The sequence below is a fragment of the Streptomyces sp. NPDC090106 genome, assembly GCF_044747265.1.
Lineage (GTDB): Bacteria > Actinomycetota > Actinomycetes > Streptomycetales > Streptomycetaceae > Streptomyces.
Genome location: NZ_JBIVDS010000002.1, coordinates 469,076 through 488,195, shown reverse-complemented (window position 1 = coordinate 488,195; position 19,120 = coordinate 469,076). Strand labels below are relative to the sequence as shown.

At 70.2% G+C, this 19,120-nt stretch carries 18 protein-coding genes; 11 read left to right on the top strand and 7 right to left on the bottom strand.

Annotated features, from left to right (window positions below; genetic code table 11):
* The first annotated feature begins 129 nt into the window (after positions 1 to 129).
* Positions 130 to 720: an N-acetylmuramoyl-L-alanine amidase gene (locus ACIPSE_RS07735; protein ID WP_401658605.1), complete on the top strand. Its 591-nt coding sequence runs from the start codon at positions 130 to 132 to the stop codon at positions 718 to 720.
* 42 nt (positions 721 to 762) lie between these two features.
* Entirely contained in the window at positions 763 to 1,668 is a 906-nt protein-coding gene (locus ACIPSE_RS07730) for a 1-aminocyclopropane-1-carboxylate deaminase/D-cysteine desulfhydrase (protein WP_401658603.1), read from the top strand.
* Positions 1,669 to 1,701: 33 nt separating this feature from the next.
* Here ACIPSE_RS07730 and ACIPSE_RS07725 read toward each other — a convergent pair whose 3' ends face one another.
* Positions 1,702 to 3,297, bottom strand: coding sequence for a Na+/H+ antiporter (locus tag ACIPSE_RS07725; protein WP_401658600.1), 1,596 nt, complete (start codon positions 3,295 to 3,297; stop codon positions 1,702 to 1,704).
* 61 nt (positions 3,298 to 3,358) lie between these two features.
* Between ACIPSE_RS07725 and ACIPSE_RS07720 the strand changes: the two genes are divergently transcribed.
* From ACIPSE_RS07720 to ACIPSE_RS07710, 3 genes are all read left to right on the top strand, one after another.
* Positions 3,359 to 3,619, top strand: coding sequence for a UBP-type zinc finger domain-containing protein (locus ACIPSE_RS07720; protein WP_401658597.1), 261 nt, complete (start codon positions 3,359 to 3,361; stop codon positions 3,617 to 3,619).
* A 269-nt stretch (positions 3,620 to 3,888) separates the two neighbouring features.
* Positions 3,889 to 4,302 (top strand): anti-sigma regulatory factor, encoded by a 414-nt coding sequence (locus ACIPSE_RS07715; protein WP_030784224.1) that lies wholly within the window; start codon positions 3,889 to 3,891, stop codon positions 4,300 to 4,302.
* Positions 4,299 to 5,423 (top strand): RNA polymerase sigma factor SigF, encoded by a 1,125-nt coding sequence (locus ACIPSE_RS07710; protein ID WP_401658595.1) that lies wholly within the window; start codon positions 4,299 to 4,301, stop codon positions 5,421 to 5,423. The genes ACIPSE_RS07715 and ACIPSE_RS07710 overlap by 4 nt, the downstream gene beginning before the upstream one ends.
* A gap of 33 nt (positions 5,424 to 5,456) precedes the next feature.
* Here ACIPSE_RS07710 and ACIPSE_RS07705 read toward each other — a convergent pair whose 3' ends face one another.
* The gene (locus tag ACIPSE_RS07705; RefSeq protein WP_401658592.1) at positions 5,457 to 5,903 is read right to left on the bottom strand and encodes a hypothetical protein; all 447 of its coding nucleotides are present in this window, start codon (positions 5,901 to 5,903) and stop codon (positions 5,457 to 5,459) included.
* 207 nt (positions 5,904 to 6,110) lie between these two features.
* Between ACIPSE_RS07705 and ACIPSE_RS07700 the strand changes: the two genes are divergently transcribed.
* Both ACIPSE_RS07700 and ACIPSE_RS07695 read left to right on the top strand, forming a co-directional pair.
* The gene (locus tag ACIPSE_RS07700) at positions 6,111 to 7,079 is read left to right on the top strand and encodes a diacylglycerol/lipid kinase family protein (protein ID WP_401658589.1); all 969 of its coding nucleotides are present in this window, start codon (positions 6,111 to 6,113) and stop codon (positions 7,077 to 7,079) included.
* Between the two features lie 319 nt (positions 7,080 to 7,398).
* Positions 7,399 to 7,656 (top strand): WhiB family transcriptional regulator, encoded by a 258-nt coding sequence (locus tag ACIPSE_RS07695; protein WP_006142322.1) that lies wholly within the window; start codon positions 7,399 to 7,401, stop codon positions 7,654 to 7,656.
* Between the two features lie 196 nt (positions 7,657 to 7,852).
* Here ACIPSE_RS07695 and ACIPSE_RS07690 read toward each other — a convergent pair whose 3' ends face one another.
* Positions 7,853 to 9,319, bottom strand: coding sequence for a sensor histidine kinase (locus ACIPSE_RS07690; RefSeq protein WP_401659748.1), 1,467 nt, complete (start codon positions 9,317 to 9,319; stop codon positions 7,853 to 7,855).
* A 623-nt stretch (positions 9,320 to 9,942) separates the two neighbouring features.
* Between ACIPSE_RS07690 and nagB the strand changes: the two genes are divergently transcribed.
* Complete coding sequence (gene nagB / locus ACIPSE_RS07685; RefSeq protein WP_401658586.1) at positions 9,943 to 10,728, top strand: glucosamine-6-phosphate deaminase; 786 nt, start codon at positions 9,943 to 9,945, stop codon at positions 10,726 to 10,728.
* Between the two features lie 92 nt (positions 10,729 to 10,820).
* Here nagB and ACIPSE_RS07680 read toward each other — a convergent pair whose 3' ends face one another.
* The 4 genes from ACIPSE_RS07680 to ACIPSE_RS07665 all read right to left on the bottom strand — a co-directional run bounded on the left by ACIPSE_RS07680 (position 10,821) and on the right by ACIPSE_RS07665 (position 15,499).
* On the bottom strand, positions 10,821 to 12,305 hold the full coding sequence (locus ACIPSE_RS07680; protein ID WP_401658583.1) for a glycoside hydrolase family 3 protein: 1,485 nt from the start codon (positions 12,303 to 12,305) through the stop codon (positions 10,821 to 10,823).
* 9 nt (positions 12,306 to 12,314) lie between these two features.
* Entirely contained in the window at positions 12,315 to 13,145 is an 831-nt protein-coding gene (locus tag ACIPSE_RS07675; RefSeq protein ID WP_401658580.1) for a carbohydrate ABC transporter permease, read from the bottom strand.
* Entirely contained in the window at positions 13,142 to 14,140 is a 999-nt protein-coding gene (locus ACIPSE_RS07670; RefSeq protein WP_401658578.1) for a carbohydrate ABC transporter permease, read from the bottom strand. Before ACIPSE_RS07670 ends, ACIPSE_RS07675 begins: the two co-directional genes overlap by 4 nt.
* Positions 14,141 to 14,218: 78 nt before the next feature.
* Positions 14,219 to 15,499, bottom strand: coding sequence for an extracellular solute-binding protein (locus ACIPSE_RS07665; protein WP_401658575.1), 1,281 nt, complete (start codon positions 15,497 to 15,499; stop codon positions 14,219 to 14,221).
* 306 nt (positions 15,500 to 15,805) lie between these two features.
* Between ACIPSE_RS07665 and ACIPSE_RS07660 the strand changes: the two genes are divergently transcribed.
* The 3 genes from ACIPSE_RS07660 (at position 15,806) to ACIPSE_RS07650 (ending at position 19,014) form a co-directional block, all read left to right on the top strand.
* Positions 15,806 to 16,570 carry a GntR family transcriptional regulator gene (locus tag ACIPSE_RS07660; protein WP_401658572.1) on the top strand — a complete coding sequence of 255 codons (765 nt, stop codon included), beginning with the start codon at positions 15,806 to 15,808 and terminating at the stop codon, positions 16,568 to 16,570.
* 136 nt (positions 16,571 to 16,706) lie between these two features.
* Positions 16,707 to 18,842, top strand: a complete 2,136-nt coding sequence (locus tag ACIPSE_RS07655; protein ID WP_401658569.1) for a carbon starvation CstA family protein — start codon at positions 16,707 to 16,709, stop codon at positions 18,840 to 18,842.
* Positions 18,814 to 19,014, top strand: coding sequence for a CstA-like transporter-associated (seleno)protein (locus ACIPSE_RS07650; RefSeq protein WP_401658566.1), 201 nt, complete (start codon positions 18,814 to 18,816; stop codon positions 19,012 to 19,014). Before ACIPSE_RS07655 ends, ACIPSE_RS07650 begins: the two co-directional genes overlap by 29 nt.
* Positions 19,015 to 19,120 lie beyond the last annotated feature (106 nt).

Here is a 19,120-nt window from a genome sequence, read left to right as displayed (position 1 = left end):
CGTCGCGCCCCGGTGTCCGAAACGGCTCGCACATCGTGCGAACGAGTAGTCCGGGCCGCCCGTTTTGGATACAAGATCCCTCACGAGCCGGCCGCGAGAGGCGGCCGTCGCGCACGTGAAGGAGGCGACATGGCCCCACCCATGTCGGCGGCCCGGTTCCTCGACATCCTGCGGGACGAGGGCGTCACCGTCGTCGAGGTCGGCGACTGGAGGCATCACAACCGCAACCACAAGGGCCCCTGGGGGCCGGTGCACGGCGTGATGATCCACCACACGGTGACCAAGGGCAGCGAACGCACGGTCGCCCTCTGCCGCGACGGCCACGAGGACCTCCCCGGCCCGCTGTGCCACGGCGTCATCACCAAGGACGGCCGGGTCCATCTGGTCGGCCACGGTCGCGCCAACCACGCGGGGCTCGGCGACGACGACGTGCTCCGCGCGGTGATCGCCGAGAAGGCGCTGCCCCTCGACAACGAGGCCAACACCGACGGCAACCGGCACTTCTACGGCTTCGAGTGCGAGAACCTCGGCGACGGCGAGGACCCCTGGCCGGCGGCCCAGCTGGAGGCGATCGAGAGGGTCTCCGCGGCGATCTGCCGCCACCACGGCTGGACGGAACGCTCGGTCGTCGGGCACCGGGAGTGGCAGCCCGGAAAGGTCGATCCGCGCGGCTTCACCATGACCTGGCTGCGTGAACGCATTCGCGAACGCCTCAAGTGATCACGGACGCCCGTGTGACGGCGGGGGCGTGACAATGAGGGGGTGACCAGCGACGCCCTCACCTCCCTGCGCCCCCGGCTGCCCTCCCCTCTGCAGCCGGTCGAGGACGAGCGCTTCACCCGCCGCGGTGTCCGGCTCCTCCTGAAGCGCGACGACCTCATCCACCCCGACCTGGTCGGCAACAAGTGGCGCAAACTCGCCCCGAACCTGTCGGCCGCGTCCGGCCGCACCCTCCTCACCTTCGGCGGCGCCTACTCCAACCACCTCCGCGCGACCGCCGCGGCGGGCCGGCTGCTGGGCGTCACGACGGTGGGGGTGGTGCGCGGCGAGGAGCTGGCGTCCCGCCCCCTCAACCCCTCCCTGGCCCGCTGCGCCGCCGACGGGATGCGCCTGCACTTCGTCGACCGGGCGGCCTATCGCCGCAAGCACGAGCCGCCCGTCCTCGCCGCCCTGCTGCGCGCCGCCGGCGCCGAGGACGCGTACGTCGTCCCCGAGGGCGGCAGCAACGCCCTGGCGGTACGAGGGTGCCGGGCCCTCGGCGAGGAGCTGCGCGGGCGGGCCGACGTCGTCGCCCTGGCCTGCGGGACCGGCGGCACCTTCGCCGGGACGGCCGCCGGACTGGGGCCGGGCCAGCGGGGGTTGGGGATACCCGTCCTCAAGGGCGGCTTCCTGGGCGGTGAGATCGAGGCGTTGCAGGTCGAGGCGTTCGGCGGGCGGCGCGGCGACTGGTCCCTGGACGACCGCTTCCACTTCGGCGGCTACGCGCGCACCCCACCGGCACTGGACGCCTTCGCCACCGACTTCGAGCGCCGCCACGGGGTTCCGCTGGAGCGGCTCTATGTCGCCAAGTTGCTGTACGGGCTGGTGACCCTGGCGCAGGAGGGCGCGTTCCCGGCGGGGTGCCGGGTGGTGGGGGTGGTGAGCGGGGCGCCGTTCCCGGAGGGCTAGCGGACGCTCCCCCGGGGTTGGGGGCCGTGTCCCTCACGTCGCCTCCCGGTACGCCGCCGCCTCCTCCAGGTCGAGTCTGCGCAGCAGGGTGCGGAGCATCTCGTCGTCGATGTAGCGGCCGTCGCGGAGCCGGACGAACACCGCGCGTTCGGCGCCGATCATCTCGCGGGACAGGCGCCGGTAGGTGTCGTCGACGGTCTCGCCGGTCACCGGGTTCACCGCGCCGAGGCGTTCCCACACGGCGTTGCGGCGGCGTTCGAGGACGGTGCGCAGACGGTCGGCCAGCGGTGGCGGCAGGGCGTTGCGCTCGTCGTCCAGGAGTTCGTCCAGGTGGCGTTCGGCGGCGATGGACGCCTGCGCCTGGGCGTTGGCCTCGGCGAGGGTCTCGGCCTGGGCGTCGCGTCCGGGCAGGCGCAGCAGGCGGATCAGCGGCGGCAGGGTGACGCCCTGGACGACGAGGGTGCCGATGACGGTGGTGAAGGTCAGGAAGAGGATCAGGTTGCGGCCGGGGAAGGGCTCGCCGTCGTGCAGCGTCTCCGGCACGGAGAAGGCGATCGCCAGGGACACCACCCCGCGCATGCCGGCCCAGGCGATGACGAACGGGCCCTTCCAGGTGGGGTTCTCCTCCCGTTCCCTGATGCGCGCGGACAGCACGCGCGGGAGGAACGTCGCCGGGTAGACCCACACGAACCTCGACACGACGACGACCAGGAACACCGCCACCGCGTACCAGGCGGCGTCCAGCCCCGCGTACTCGCCGACGCCCTTGACCACGACCCGCAGCTGGAGCCCGATCAGCGCGAAGACCGACGACTCCAGCACGAAGGCGACCATCTTCCAGACGGCGTCCTCCTGGAGGCGTGTGGCGAAGTCCACCTCCCACGCGCGGTGGCCGAGGAAGAGCGCCACGACGACCACGGCGAGGACACCGGAGGCGTGGAACTGCTCCGCCGCCGCGTAGGCGACGAAGGGGATCAGCAGGGACAGGGTGTTCTGGAGCAGGGGCTCCTTGAGGTGGGTGCGCAGCCAGTGGATCGGGACCATCAGGACGAGGCCGACGGCCACACCGCCGATCGCCGCGAGCAGGAACTCACCGATGCCGCCCGCCCAGGAGGCGCCCTCGCCGACCGCCGCCGCGAGCGCCACCCGGTAGGCGGTGATCGCGGTGGCGTCGTTCACCAGGGACTCGCCCTGGAGGATCGTGGTGATGCGGGAGGGCAGGCCCACGCGGCGCGCGACCGCGGTGGCCGCGACGGCGTCCGGCGGCGCCACCACCGCGCCGAGCACCAGCGCGCCCGTCAGGGACAGCCCCGGGACGATCTGGTAGGCCGCCCAGCCGACGACGAAGGTCGCGAAGAGCACGTAGCCGACGGAGAGCAGGGCGACCGGCCGCAGTTGCGCGCGCAGGTCCAGGTACGAGCTGTCGGTGGCCGCCGAGTGCAGCAGGGGCGGCAGGACCAGCGGGAGCACGATGTCCGGGTCGAGGGTGTACTCCGGGACCCCGGGGACGTAGGAGAACACCAGTCCGGCCGCGACCAGCAGCAGCGGCGCCGGCACCGGGGTGCGCCGGGCGGCAGCGGCGATCGCGGCGCTGCCCGCCACCAGCAACAGCAGTGGCATCACGTCCATGACCTCAACCGTCCTCGTTTTTCCGCGCGGACTTCCGCGCGGCCGTCGTAACCTGGCAATCATGAAACAGTGCACGCACGCCGACGCGCTGCCGCACCCGGAACCCGAACCGCTCCACCGGACCTGTCCCGAGTGCGAGCGCGACGGTACGCACCCGGTGCAGCTGCGGTTGTGCCTCACCTGTGGTCACGTCGGCTGCTGCGACTCCTCGCCGGGCCGGCACGCCACCGAGCACCACAAGGAGACCGGGCACCCCATCATGCGGACCTTCGAGCCCGGTGAGGACTGGCGCTGGTGCTTCGAGGACCACGTCCTGGTGTGATCGCGCGGCCCGTCGCCGCGGGGCCGGACGAGGACGGTTCGACCGTCTGACGTCTGGGTACGTCAACCCGGCGCGCGTTCTTCCCAATTGGAGCCGCAGACCCCTAGACACGGAGCGTGTCCACAGTTTTACTGTGAGTGACGGCAGGGGTTGGGGTACCGGGGACAGGAAAGTTCAGAGCGCGATAGCGTCACCGCTGAACCACACTTCGCGTTACTCCGGGGGGCGACCCTCGGCCCTGAAAAGCTTGTACCACCTTGGAGGTGAGGGTGTCCCAGATCGCAGGCGAGCCCGCGACCCAGGACTTCGTGGAAGTCCGGCTGCCGGCCGCGGGTGCCTACCTGTCGGTGCTGCGTACGGCGACGGCCGGACTCGCGGCCCGTTTGGACTTCACCCTCGACGAGATCGAGGACCTGCGCATCGCCGTGGACGAGGCGTGCGCGATCCTGCTCCAGCAGGCCGTGCCCGGCTCGGTGCTGAGCTGCGTCTTCCGCCTCGTCGACGACTCGCTCGAAGTCACCGTCTCGGCCCCGACCACGGACGGTCACGCCCCCGCGCGTGACACCTTCGCCTGGACCGTCCTGTCCGCCCTGGCGGGCAAGGTCTCCTCCGCCGTCGACGACGACAAAACCGTTTCGATCAGCCTCTACAAACAGCGCGGCGCGGGCCCCGGGCCGGCGTGAGGACAGGGGACGGGCCGGTGCGTGACGAAGAGATCGGCACACGGGAGCTGCCGACCGGCGGCACAGGCGGGTCCCGGCACAACGGTGACTCCACGGGCGGTGCCGCCGCTGTCGCCGGCATCCCCGAGCAGGCCCGCCCGCATCCGGAGGACGACGCCGACGACACGGCGGCGAGCGGCTTCCCGGACGACGGGCGGCGGGATCAGGAAGCTGCCGTGCGGAGCGCGCCTCCGGACGGACGGATCGGGGCCTCCCCTGTCCGAGCGGAGACGAGAGCTCGGGGAAGGGCGACGGGCGGGACGATGAGCGAGCACGAACGAGACGAGAAACAGGGCGAGCCCAGCGGGCCCGCCACGCGGCACGACCCTCAGGACCGCAGCGGGGCACGCGCGCTCTTCGTGGAGCTGCGCCTGCTGAAGGACGGCAGCCCCGAGTACGCGGAGCTGCGCAACCGGCTGGTCCGGATGCATCTGCCGCTCGTCGAGCACCTCGCGCGCCGCTTCCGCAACCGCGGCGAGCCGCTGGACGACCTGACCCAGGTCGCCACCATCGGCCTGATCAAGTCCGTGGACCGCTTCGACCCGGAGCGCGGCGTCGAGTTCTCGACGTACGCCACCCCGACGGTCGTCGGCGAGATCAAGCGCCACTTCCGGGACAAGGGCTGGGCGGTCCGCGTACCGCGCAGGCTCCAGGAGCTGCGCCTCGCGCTCACGACGGCCACGGCGGAGCTGTCCCAGCAGCACGGCCGCTCCCCCACCGTGCACGAACTCGCCGAGAAGCTCGCCATCTCGGAGGAGGAGGTCCTGGAGGGCCTGGAGTCCGCCAACGCGTACTCCACGCTGTCCCTGGACGTCCCCGACACCGACGACGAGTCCCCGGCGGTGGCCGACACCCTCGGCGCGGAGGACGAGGCGCTGGAGGGCGTCGAGTACCGGGAGTCCCTCAAGCCGCTCCTGGAGGACCTCCCGCCGCGCGAGAAGCGCATCCTGCTGCTGCGGTTCTTCGGCAACATGACCCAGTCGCAGATCGCGCAGGAGGTCGGCATCTCCCAGATGCACGTCTCCCGTCTGCTGGCCCGCACCCTGGCCCAGCTCCGGGAGAAGCTCCTCGTCGAGGAGTAGGACCCGGAATCCGGCGGCTTCGGCCGCCGCGGCCTACCGGTCGCCGTTCTCCTGCGCACGGCCCGGCCCCTTGATCCCGAGGGCCCGGGTCGTCTCGGCGTTCACGAGCAGGACCAGCGCGGTGACCGCGACGGCCGCGAGGGCGATGCCCGCCGGGATGGCGACGCTGTCCGCCTGGAGCAGGTTGTAGGCGACGGGCAGCGCCATGATCTGCGTGATGACGGCGGGGCCCCGGCTCCAGCCGCGCAGCGCCAGCAGACCGCGCGTCGCCAGCAGCGGCAGCAGGGCGAGCACGACGAGGGTGACACCGCCGGTGACGGCGGACCGCCGGTCGTCCGGGTGCCCCGCGAGACCCTCGACGAGCATCCAGACGCCGCCCACGAGGAGCGCCAGCCCTTCGAGGGCGGTCAGGACGGCGGCGTACGTCAGGCGCCGCGGACGGGGACCGGCGACGGCCTCAGGAGTCTGCTCACTGCTCACCCCTGAAGGGTAGCCGGGCGGGATCTCCCCGGACACGACCGGGCGCGGGCCCGCCTGCGAGGCCGGACGCCGGTGCGGGCGGGCGGTGACGCACATCCCGGCGCACGGGTTGCCCGGCGCACTCGTGGCGAGGTTCACGCACCCATCTCTTACGTGATCCCTACCTCGGCCTGTCCCGGGTACCACCCAGTAGGTACCCTGCAACTCATGCGTGCACTTCTCGTGGTCAATCCGGCGGCAACCACCACAAGCGCACGTACGCGCGACGTCCTGATCCACGCCCTCGCGAGCGAGATGAAGCTGGAAGCGGTCACCACCGAGTACCGCGGCCACGCACGGGACCTCGCCCGGCAGGCGGCGGACGGCGAGGACATCGACCTGGTGGTCGCCCTCGGCGGCGACGGCACGGTCAACGAGGTCGTCAACGGACTGCTGCACGCCGGCCCCGACCCGGAGCGGCTGCCGCGCCTCGCGGTGGTCCCCGGCGGCTCCACCAACGTCTTCGCCCGCGCCCTGGGTCTGCCCAACGACGCCGTCGAGGCGACCGGGGCGATCCTGGGCGCGCTGCGCGAGGGCAGTGAGCGCACGGTCGGCATGGGCATCGCCTCGGGCACGCCGGGCACCGAGGACGAAGGGGTGCCGTCCCGCTGGTTCACCTTCTGCGCGGGGCTCGGATTCGACGCGGGCGTGGTCGGCCGGGTCGAACAGCAGCGGGAGCGCGGAAAGAAATCCACGCACGCCCTTTATCTGCGCCAGGTGGTACGCCAGTTCCTTCAGGAACCCCATCGCCGGAACGGCACGATCACGCTCCAGGTTCCGGGCGGGGAACCGGTGAGCGACCTGGTGCTGTCCATAGTCTGCAATACGTCCCCGTGGACGTATCTCGGCAATCGTCCGGTGTACGCGTCACCTAAGGCCTCGTTCGATACCGGGCTCGACGTACTCGGTCTCAGCCGGATGTCGGCCGTCGCGGTTGCCCGGTATGGCACCCAGTTGCTCGCTTCGTCCCCCGAGCGGGGACCCCATGGCAAGCACGTCACGTCCCTGCACGACCTGACCGAGTTCACCTTGCATTCGAAGGTGCCCCTGCCCCTTCAGATGGACGGCGACCACCTCGGACTGCGTACGAGCGTGACGTTCACAGGCGTACGCCGGGCACTGCGTGTGATTGTGTGAGCAGAAGGGGCTAAAGTCCTTTCACTCGAACGTTTAGGCCAGCATCCACCCCATGGAAGTACGGCTGTGACCTAGTCGACACCGAGGAATCAAAAAAAACTTTCCAGAAGGGGTTGTATCCGCCGCTGAGGTTTGCGAGTCTCTACGTGGCGATCGGGACAGCCCGCAACACCGGCATCCACAGATCACCGGAACCCCTCTTCGAATCACAGGACCTCGCCAGGGAACCTGGCTGGTGGCCCTTCACTTGTTGAGGGATTCGTGAAAGCGTTCACATTCACAAGCAACTTGCACGTAAAACCAAGGAGAGGTAGCAGCCATGGACTGGCGTCACAACGCCGTTTGCCGCGAGGAAGACCCCGAGCTCTTCTTCCCCATCGGCAACACCGGTCCTGCGCTGCTGCAGATCGAGGAAGCCAAGGCCGTCTGCCGGCGCTGCCCCGTTATGGATCAGTGTCTGCAGTGGGCGCTCGAGTCCGGTCAGGACTCCGGCGTCTGGGGTGGTCTCAGCGAGGACGAGCGTCGCGCTATGAAGCGCCGCGCCGCCCGCAACCGGGCCCGTCAGGCTTCTGCCTGACATACCCGCCCCAACCAGCCTGAGCTTGGCGGCGCGTACAGCGAGTACGCATCTCCCGCCCCCGAGCCGCAGCGCGCAGTACCCCGATGCGCAGCACAAGCTGACAGCAACGAGCATCCGAGCCCCGGACCTCATCTGGTCCGGGGCTTCGTGCTGTCCTCGCCCTCGCCTCCGCGGGCCGTCTCCCCGCCAGGTCCTACTTGTTGGGGCGGACCGGGACGTCGAGGATCACGCGGGTGCCGCCCTCGGGGGCCGGGACCATGTCGAAGGTCCCGCCCAACTCGCCCTCCACCAGCGTCCGTACGATCTGCAGGCCGAGGTTGCCCGCGGTGTGCGGGTCGAAGCCCTCGGGCAGACCGACCCCGTCGTCCTGGACGGTGACCAGGAGGCGCGCCTCCTTCGAGGTGCCGCCGCGGACGGCCGAGACCTCGACGGTTCCGGTCTCGCCCTCGCGGAACCCGTGCTCCAGGGCGTTCTGCAGGATCTCCGTGAGGACCATGGAGAGCGGGGTGGCGACCTCGGCGTCGAGGATGCCGAAGCGTCCGGTGCGGCGGCCGGTGACCTTGCCCGGGGAGATCTCGGCGACCATCGCGAGCACGCGGTCGGCGATCTCGTCGAACTCCACGCGTTCGTCCAGGTTCTGGGACAGCGTCTCGTGCACGATCGCGATCGACCCGACCCGGCGGACCGCCTCCTCCAGGGCTTCCCTCCCCCGCTCGGACTCGATGCGGCGGGCCTGGAGGCGGAGCAGGGCGGCGACCGTCTGGAGGTTGTTCTTCACCCGGTGGTGGATCTCCCGGATGGTCGCGTCCTTGGTGATCAACTCACGCTCGCGGCGCCGCAGTTCGGTGACGTCACGGAGCAGGACCAGGGAACCGATGCGGGTGCCCTTGGGCTTGAGCGGAATGGCCCTGAACTGGATGACCCCGTCGCCGGACTCGATCTCGAACTCGCGCGGGGCCCAGCCGCTGGCGACCTTGGCGAGCGCCTCGTCCACCGGGCCCCGGGTGGGGGCGAGTTCGGCGGTGGTCTGGCCGAGGTGCTGGCCCACCAGGTCGGAGGCGAGACCGAGCCGGTGGTAGGCGGACAGGGCGTTCGGCGAGGCGTACTGGACGATGCCGTCGGCGTCGAGGCGGATCAGGCCGTCGCCGACGCGGGGGGCCGCGTCCATGTCCATCTGCTGGTTCGCGAACGGGAAGGCGCCGGCCGCGATCATCTGCGCGAGGTCCGACGCACTCTGCAGATAGGTCAGTTCGAGGCGGCTCGGGGTGCGCACGGTGAGCAGGTTGGTGTTGCGCGCGATGACACCGAGGACGCGGCCCTCCCGGCGTACGGGGATGGACTCGATCCGGACGGGGACCTCCTCCCGCCACTCGGGGTCGCCCTCGCGCACGATCCGGCCCTCGTCGAGCGCGACGTCCAGCAGCGGGCGACGGCCGCGTGGGACGAGGTGGCCGACCATGTCGTCCTGGTAGGAGGTGGGCCCGGTGTTGGGCCGCATCTGGGCCACCGAGACATAGCGCGCGCCGTCCCGGGTGGGGACCCACAGGACGAGGTCGGCGAAGGAGAGGTCGGAGAGCAGCTGCCACTCCGAGACCAGCAGATGCAGCCACTCCAGGTCGGAGTCGTCTAGGGCGGTGTGCTGGCGGACCAGTTCGTTCATGGAGGGCACGGGTGCGAGCGTACCTGGCGGTACGGACACCGTCGGGAATCGGCCGTCCCGGCCGGGTTCGACGCCTTGTCCCGCTTCGCCTTCCGGGCCCTGGAACACCCGCGGGCCGCGGCGCCTGAGAGGGACCCTCAACCCTCTCGGCACCGCAGCCCGGAGCAATATCGGCCGCGGGGTGTGCGGTCCCGGTTCGGCCGAAGGATGAGGATCCGGGGCAGTCAGGGCAGAGAGCTCCGGTTCCTCGGTCCGCCTTCCTGTGCGGGGAAGACGGAAGCACGTGTGTTCAGTTCTCGGTGCGGTTCTCGGCTCTTACATGGCATTGTGGACTAGACCACTCTGTGTGTCCATGCGTTCGAGCCTGTTTGTTGTTGTCAGCTCTCCGAGTCTGACGCGGTCGGCTCGACCCCGGCTGGAGAACTGTTCGGAAGCCCTAGCATCCAGCACGCAGCCTAACCCGTGTGGGTTCATGTGCGGAGCCAGATCGTCAGGGCAATTTCCGCGAGGGCGTCCAGCCCTTGGTTCACCCGGGCCGGGAAACCCCTTCTCTGTTAGATTGTCCACAGGATTGGTCTAAACCACATACACCTTCCAGCCCTCTTCAGAACGGCAGGCCCAGCGTGGAAGTTGTCATCGTCCCGGACGCGGAGTCGGGCGGCGAGCTCGTCGCCGAGGCCATGGCGCGGCTGCTGCGCCGCAAGCCGGACGCCGTGCTCGGTGTGGCCACCGGCTCGACGCCGCTGCCCGTCTACCAGGCGCTGACGGCCCAGGTGCGGTCCGGCGCCGCGGACGTCTCGCGGGCGCGGATCGCACAGCTCGACGAGTACGTGGGGCTGCCGGCCGAGCACCCCGAGTCGTACCGCTCGGTGCTGCGCCGGGAGGTGCTGGAGCCGCTCGGGATCGGCATGGACGCGTTCATGGGCCCGGACGGCACCGCACCGGACGTGCAGGCGGCCTGCGCGGCGTACGACGCGGCGCTGGCGGCGGCCGGCGGCGTGGATCTGCAACTGCTCGGCATCGGGACCGACGGGCACATCGGGTTCAACGAACCGTGCTCGTCGCTGGCCTCGCGGACGCGGATCAAGACGCTGACGGAGCAGACCCGCGTCGACAACGCGCGGTTCTTCGACGGGGACATCGAGCAGGTCCCGCACCACGTGATCACCCAGGGCATCGGGACGATCCTGGAGGCGCGGCATCTGGTGCTGCTGGCCACCGGCGAGGGCAAGGCGGACGCGGTCGCCGCGACCGTCGAGGGGCCCGTCGCGGCGGTGTGCCCGGCGTCCGCGCTCCAGCTCCACCCGCACGCCACGGTCGTGGTCGACGAGGCCGCCGCGTCCAAGCTGAAGCTGGCCGACTACTTCCGGCACACGTTCGTCAACAAGCCCGACTGGCAGGGCATCTAGGCACCCGCGCCGGGCAACGCGGCGCGTGAGGAAGGGCCCGGTCACGGGGTCGTGGTACCCCGTGACCGGGCCCTTTCGCGGCCGGGCGTCGGTCACACCCCCGCGATGACCTCCGCCGCGGCGCGTCCGCAGACGCGGGCCGCGCCGTGGGTCGCGAGATGGAGGGCACCGCGGGGGGTGGCCTGGGGGACGCCCATCTCGACGACGATCGTGTCGGGGCGGGTGCGCAGGACGGTGTCGAGGGCCTTGGCCATCCAGGCGTGGCGGTGCTCGTCGCGGACCACGACGACGATGCGCCGGGGGCCGGCCGCGGCGAGCGCGGCGAGGCCCGCGCCGTCCTCGACGAAGCTGCCGGTCTCCGTGCCGGGCAGCAGCCGGGAGAGTTCGGCGGCCACGCCCCAGGGGGTCTCCTCGCCCACCGCGATGTTGGCGACGGGGGTGAAGGCGGCGACGTAGGGCGCCTCGGTGAGCGGGGTGAAGGCGCGCCCGTCGGCGACCGTCGCCCGCAGCGCCCGGCGGGCGGCGCGCAGGCCGACCTCGGGGTCGCCGCCCCGGGTCCCGGGGGTCTGCGCGGAGGCCGTCCAGCGGGCGAGCTCCCGGACCCGTTCCGCGGCGTCCGCGAGCCGCTCCTCGGGAAGTTCACCCGCGCGCACGGCGGCGACGAGGGCGTCGCGCAGCCGTCGTACCGTCTCGTCGTCGGCGAGGCCGCCGCCCACGCAGATGGCGTCCGCGCCGGCCGCGACGGCGAGGACGCTGCCGCGCTCGATGCCGTAGGCGTCGGCGATGGCGCGCATCTCCATGCCGTCGGTGACGATGAGGCCGGTGTAGCCGAGTCCGCCGCGCAGCAGGTCGGTCAGGACGTGCCGGGACAGCGTTGCCGGGTGGTCGGGGTCCAGGGCCGGGACCAGGATGTGGGCGCTCATCACCGCGCGGGAGCCGGCGGCGATCGCGGCGCGGAACGGGGCGAGTTCGCGGTCGGCCAGAGTCGGGGCGTCCGCCTCGATGCGGGGCATCGCGTGGTGGGAGTCGATCGCGGTGTCGCCGTGCCCGGGGAAGTGCTTGGTGCAGGCGGCGACCCCGGCCGACTGGAGGCCGCTGACGTAGGCCGCGGTGTGGCGGGCGACCAGGTCGGCGCCGGCGCCGAAGGACCGTACACCGATCACCGGGTTGCCGGGGTTGGAGTTGACGTCCGCGGAGGGGGCCCAGTTGAAGTTGACCCCGCAGGCGGCGAGGCGGCGGCCCAGTTCATGGGCGACCTCGCGCGTGAGCTCCACGTCGTCGACCGCGCCCAGCGCGTGGTTGCCGGGGAAGGAGGAGCCGGTGCGGACCTCCAGGCGGGTGACGTCGCCGCCCTCCTCGTCGATGGCGACCAGGACGTCGTCGCGCTCGGCACGCAACTGGGCCGTGAGCGCGGACAGTTGCTCGGGCGTGGCGATGTTGCGGCCGAACAGGCCGACCGAGGCGAGGCCCTCGCCGAGACGGCGCAGCAGCCAGTCGGGGGCGGTGGTGCCGGCGAAGCCGGGCTGGAGGACGGTCAGCGCGTCCCGGGTCAGGGTGTCGCTGGCGAATGTCGTCATCGGGTGCGGTTATCCCTTCACGGCGCCGGCGGTCAGGCCGCTGACGGCCCGGCGCTGGAGGAAGACGAAGAGGATGAGGATCGGGACGGCGAAGAGCGTGGAGGCCGCCATCGTCGCGCCCCAGTCGTCGCCGAAGGCGGTGCGGAAGCTGGACAGCCACAGGGGCAGGGTCTGTGCCTCGGCCTCCTTGTTCACGACCAGGACGAGGGCGAACTCGTTCCAGGCGGTGATGAAGCCGAACAGCGAGGTGGCCATCAGGCCGGGGGCCAGGAGGGGCAGGATGACGCGGCGGAAGGCCTGCATCCGGGTGCAGCCGTCGACCATGGCCGCCTCCTCCAGTTCCATCGGCACCGCGGCGACGAAGCCGCGCAGGGTGAGGATGGTGAAGGGGAGGATCATCATCGTGTAGAAGGCCGTGAGCGGGACCAGGCTGTTCAGCATGCCGGAGTCCCGGACGATCATGTACATCGCGATGATCATGACTTCCCAGGGCGCCATCTGGGCCAGCATGAACCCGATGATGAAGCCGCGCCGCCCCTTGAACCGCATCCGGGCCAGGGCGAAGGAGCCGGCGAGCGCGATCACCAGCGAGAAGACGACCGCGAGGACCGTCACCGTCAGGGAGTTGGTGACGTAGGTCCAGAAGTGGTCGACGCCGGTCGCGGTCCTGAAGTGCTCGAAGGTGATGTCGGTCGGGAACCAGACCGGGTCCTCGGAGAGGATGTCGCCGGCCGGCTTGAAGGCCGTGGCGATCATCCAATAGACGGGGAAGACGAAGACCACGAACAGCGCGAGGGCCGTGGCGTTGGGCCAGATGCGGCTGAAGAGCGTGCGCTTCACAGGCCGGCCTCCTCTTCCTTCTTCTCTTGCTTGAGCACGATCCGCAGGTAGTAGGCGGTGAGGCCGAGCAGGATCAGGATGGTCAGCAGGGCGATGGCGGCGCCCATGCCGTAGTGCTGGTTGCCGACGCCCTCGATGTAGGCGTAGACGGGCAGGATCTCGGTGAGCCGGTCGGGTCCGCCCTGGTTGAACGTGTAGACCTGCACGAACGCCTTGAAGATCCAGATGATCTCCAGGAACGTCGTGGCGTAGAGGAAGGGCCGCAGCACGGGCAGGGTCACGGTGGTGAAGCTGCGCCAGGCGCCCGCGCCGTCCAGGGAGGCGGCCTCGTAGAGCTCGCCCGGGATGGTCGTGGTGGCGGCGTAGAGGTTGATCGCGACGAACGGGATCGACTGCCAGACGATCAGGAAGGTGACCACGAAGAACGTGGACATCTGGTCGCTGGTCCAGCTGTAGTCGGCCATGGAGTGCCAGCCGAGCTTGTCCAGGACCCAGTTGACGACGCCGAACCGCTGGGCGAACAGCCACTGGTAGACGGTGGTGGAGGCGACCACGGGCATCGCCCAGGCCAGCACCATGCCGATCATCAGGGTCACCCGCATCCGCCGGCCGAGCCGGGCGAGCAGCAGGCCGGACAGGGCGCCGAGGACCATGGTCAGGGCGACGTTGACCGCCGTGAACAGGATCGAGCGCAGGGTGACGCGCCAGAAGTCCTCGCCGCCGAGGACCTCGGTGTAGTTGTCGACGCCGTTCCACTCGGTGACGTGCTGGATCAGCTGCGCCATGTTGAGGTTCTGGAACGACAGCAGCGCGTCCTTGAGCAGCGGCCAGCCCAGCAGCAGCACGGTGGCCGCGCAGGCGGGGAGCAGCAGGAGGTAGGGGGCGAGCGCGCCGGCCCGGGCCGCCGCTCTCCTGCCGGGTCCGCCGGATGCGTTCGCCTGCGCCTTGGTCACGTCAACCGGACCCGAGGGCGGCCGTTCGGTCTGCACGGTCATGCTCGCGATCTCTCTTCTCGACCTACGTGAACGCGGGTGCGGGGGCCGCGACTCGAGCGGCCCCCACATCCGGTGCGCTTACTGCTGCTGCGCCAACCGCTTGTTGAACTCGTCCTCGACCTGGGCTGCCGCCTCGGCCGGGGTCTTGCCGTTCAGAACGGCGGTCATGTAGGTCTTGACCGGGTTGGGCGCGTTCTCGACGGAGGCCCACTCGGGGATCAGCGGCGTGGTGCCACCGCCCGCGGCGGCCGGGGCGGCTGCCTCGGCGACGGCGTTGCCCGCGAGGTTGCTCTGCAGCGCCTCCTTGTTGGGGATGACGCCGTTCTCCTTGGCGAGCTGGCCCTCGTACTGGTCGGACAGCGCGATCTTCAGGAACTCCTTGGCCAGGTCCTGCTTCTTGCTGCCCGCGGCGACGGCGAGGTTGGAGCCGCCGAGGAAGACGCCCTCGGGCTTGTCGGCCGTGGCACCGGGGATGGTGAAGTAGCCGATGTCCGACTCGATCTTCTTGTTGGCGGCGATAGCCGTGCCGGCCTCCCAGCCCATGCCGATGAAGGCGCCGACGTCGCCCTTGGCGAAGACCTCGGCCTGCTGCGGGGTGGCCTCGTCCTTGTCCTTGGGGGCCTTGGACAGGGACTGGAACTTCTTGTAGGTCTCCATGGCCGCGGCGACCTTCGGGTCGGCGAGGTTGGAGACGTACTTGTCGCCGTCCTTCTTCACCAGCTCGGCGCCCTCACCGATGGTGAGACCGACGAAGTGGTACCAGTTCTGGCCGGGCAGGTAGATCGGCTCGGCCTTGGTCTTGTCACCGATCTGCTTGAGGTCGGCGTAGAACTCGTCCCGGGTCTTCGGGGTGTCCTTGATGCCGGCGTCGGCCCAGACCTTCTTGTTGTAGATGACGACACGGTTGGCGAAGTACCAGGGCGCCGCGTACTGCTTGCCCTCGAAGACCGAGGAATTGTTGAGGGCCGCGGTCCAGTCGGCGCCGATCGACGACTTGAGGTCGGCGAGGTCGGCGAGGCCGCCGGTCTTGGCATAGGCCGGGGTCTGGGTGTTGCCGATCTCGAAGACGTCCGGAGGGTTCTCCTCGGACAGGGCGGTGGTCAGCTTCTGCTGGATGCCGTTCCACTGCTGGATCTCGAACTTGACCTTGGCCTTGGTCTTCTTCTCGAAGGCCGCCTGGACGTCCTTCTGCCACTGGTCCGGGGAAGAGCCGTCCATCACCCAGACGGTGAGGGTCTGGCCGGCGTACCCGTCCGCCCCCGCCTTGTCACCACTGTCACCGCCGTCGTCGCCGCCGCACGCAGCGACGGAGACCAACATGGCCGCGACACCGATCGCGGATATCAGCTTGCGCTTCACGCCACCCTCCTCAGGATGCCCACACCCCCCGCCCATGAAGCTGGGCCCTGGACCAATGGTGTAGACCAGTACCGGGAGCTTGGACCAGACCACGGGACCTGTCAAGGGTGCCCGAACAGGCCCTGACCAGCCGTTATCCGACCTACATATGCAGGAACCTTTAAGTAAGAAGCCAGCGAAAACAGCGCCACCGGAGTACTCTCTTCCACTAGACCACTTGGGGCTATGGACTAGACCAAAAGAGGCGGCGACGGTATACAGAGGGGATCACGATGTGACCCTCATCCGGAGCCGGGAAGGCAGAGCATGAGCACCGACGTCAGCAGTGCGGAGAACGAGGGTGGGCCCAGTGTCCGTACCGCGCGCGTGCCCAAGTACTACCGGCTGAAGAAGCATCTGCTCGACATGACGGAGACCCAGGCGCCCGGCACCCCCGTCCCGCCCGAGCGCACGCTCGCCGCCGAGTTCGACACCTCCCGCACGACCGTGCGCCAGGCGCTGCAGGAGCTGGTCGTCGAGGGCCGCCTCGAACGCATCCAGGGCAAGGGCACGTTCGTCGCCAAGCCGAAGGTCTCCCAGGCGCTGCAACTCACCTCCTACACCGAGGACATGCGCGCCCAGGGCCTCGAACCCACCTCGCAGCTCCTCGACATCGGCTACATCACCGCCGACGACCGGCTCGCGGGCCTCCTCGACATCACCGCGGGCGGCCGGGTGCTGCGCATCGAGCGGCTGCGCATGGCCAACGGCGAACCGATGGCCATCGAGACGACCCACCTCAGCGCCAAGCGCTTCCCCGCCCTGCGCCGCTCGCTCGTCAAGTACACGTCCCTGTACACGGCGTTGGCCGAGGTCTACGACGTCCATCTCGCCGAGGCCGAGGAGACCATCGAGACCTCCCTGGCCACCCCGCGCGAGGCGGGCCTGCTCAGCACGGACGTCGGCCTGCCGATGCTGATGCTCTCCCGCCATTCCCTGGACCGCGAGGGCCAGCCGGTGGAATGGGTGCGCTCGGTGTACCGGGGCGACCGCTACAAGTTCGTGGCCCGCCTCAAGAGGCCGGTCGACTAGGAACAGGCCGACCAGGAACAGGCCCCGAGTGGCCGAGTAGTGGCCTGGTGGTGGCCGAGTGGTGCGAGCGGTGTGGCGCAACCGGCTCTCCTGCTCTACGGTCCTCCCGTCTCCGTCTGGACGGGAGGACCGCCCTGTGCGTACCGCGAACGTCCGAACCATCGTCATCTGGTCCCTGGTCGCCCTCGTCGGCGCCGCCGGCTGGACGGTGCTGGCCCTCTCCCGCGGCGAGGACGTCTCCGCCGCCTGGATGGTCGCGGCGGCCCTCGGCTCGTATGCGATCGCCTACCGCTTCTACGCGAAGTGGATCGCCCACAAGGTCCTGAAGGCCGACCCGACCCGGGCCACCCCGGCCGAACGCCTCGACAACGGCATCGACTACCACCCCACCGACCGCCGCGTCCTGCTCGGTCACCACTTCGCGGCGATCGCCGGGGCCGGGCCCCTGGTCGGGCCGGTGCTGGCGGCGCAGATGGGGTATCTGCCCGGCACCGTCTGGATCATCGCGGGGGTGATCTTCGCCGGGGCCGTGCAGGACATGGTGGTGCTGTTCTTCTCCACGCGCCGCGACGGACGCTCGCTGGGGCAGATGGCCCGCGAGGAGATCGGCCCCTTCGGCGGCGCCGCCGCGCTGCTCGCCACCTTCGCCATCATGATCATCCTGCTGGGCGTGCTGGCCCTGGTCGTCGTCAACGCCCTCGCCCAGTCGCCCTGGGGCACCTTCTCCATCGCGATGACCGTGCCGATCGCCCTGCTCATGGGGTTCTATCTGCGCGTCGTGCGCCCCGGCCGGATCGCCGAGGTCTCCCTGATCGGCGTCGGACTGCTGCTGCTCGCGCTGGTCGCGGGCCGCTGGGTGGCGGAGTCCTCCTGGGCCGGCACCTTCACCCTCGCCCCCTCGACCCTGGTCGTGTGGATGGTGGCGTACGGCTTCATCGCCTCGATCCTGCCGGTGTGGATGCTGCTCGCGCCCCGGGACTACCTCTCCACCTTCATGAAGATCGGCACGATCTTCCTGCTCGCGCTCGGCGTCGTCGTCGCCCTGCCGACGCTGAGGATGGACGCGGTCACCGACTTCGCCGCGCGGGGCGACGGCCCGGTCTTCGCGGGCTCGCTGTTCCCGTTCGTGTTCATCACCATCGCCTGCGGCGCCCTGTCCGGCTTCCACTCCCTGATCTCCTCGGGCACCACCCCGAAGATGATCCAGAAGGAGACCCAGATCCGGATGATCGGCTACGGCTCCATGCTGATGGAGTCGTCCGTCGCCGTGATGGCCCTGATCGCGGCGAGCATCATCGACCCCGGCCTGTACTTCGCGATGAACGCGCCCTCCGGCGCCATCGGCACCACCGTGCAGGAGGCCTCCCGGGCGGTCACCGGCTGGGGCTACGCCATCTCCCCCGACGACCTCGCCCGCGCGGCCGAACGCGTCGAGGAATCCAGCCTGTTGTCCCGCACCGGCGGCGCACCGACCCTCGCCGTCGGCGTCTCGGAGATCTTCTCCAAGGTCACCGGGGGCGGCCTGCGCGCCTTCTGGTACCACTTCGCGATCATGTTCGAGGCGCTGTTCATCCTCACCGCGCTCGACGCCGGCACACGGGTGGGCCGGTTCATGCTCCAGGACATGCTGGGCAACGTCGTCAAGCCGTTCAGGAACGTCAGCTGGAAGCCCGGCCTGGTCATCACCAGCGCGATCGTGTGCGGACTGTGGGGCTACTTCCTCTGGGTCGGCGTGCACGAACCGCTCGGCGGGATCAACCAGCTCTTCCCGGTCTTCGGCATCTCCAACCAGCTGCTGGCCGCCGTCGCGCTCGCCGTGTGCACCACGCTGCTGGTGAAGTCCGGGCGCCTCAAGTGGGCCTGGATCACCGGGATCCCGCTCGCCTGGGACGCGACGGTCACCCTGACCGCGAGCTGGCAGAAGGTGTTCTCCAGCGACCCCAAGGTCGGCTTCTTCAAGCAGCGCCGGGTGTTCCAGGACGCGATCGACCGCGGCGAGATCCTGCCGCCCGCCAGGTCCATGGACGACATGCACACCGTGGTCACCAACTCCACGGTGGACGGCGTCCTCGCGGCCGTCCTCGCCCTGCTCGTCGTCGTCGTGATCGCCGACGCGGCCCGCGTCTGCGTCCGTCACGTCCGCCGCCCCGCCCTGTCCACCCTGAGCGAGACCCCGTACACCGAGTCGAGGATCGTCGCCCCGGCCGGTCTGTTCGCGACCCCGCGGGAGAAGGAGGAGGCACGTGACGCGGTCACTGCTGCGCGTCCTTAGGAGCGTGCGCTGGTACGTGCGCGAGCTCACCGACGAGTCGGCCTACGAGCGTTACGTCGCGCATGTGCGCGGGGCGCACCCCGGGGCGTCGGTGCCGACACGGCGCGCGTTCGAACGGATGAGGACGGAACGCCAGGAAAGCGACCCCCGGCAGGGATTCCGCTGCTGCTGAACAGGAGCTTCACAGAATCGACATACCGATATGCGGACGAGGCCTTCCGCTGCCGTGACACCAGCGCCTAGATTGCCTGCGCGTTACAGGTGATCAACGCCGGACG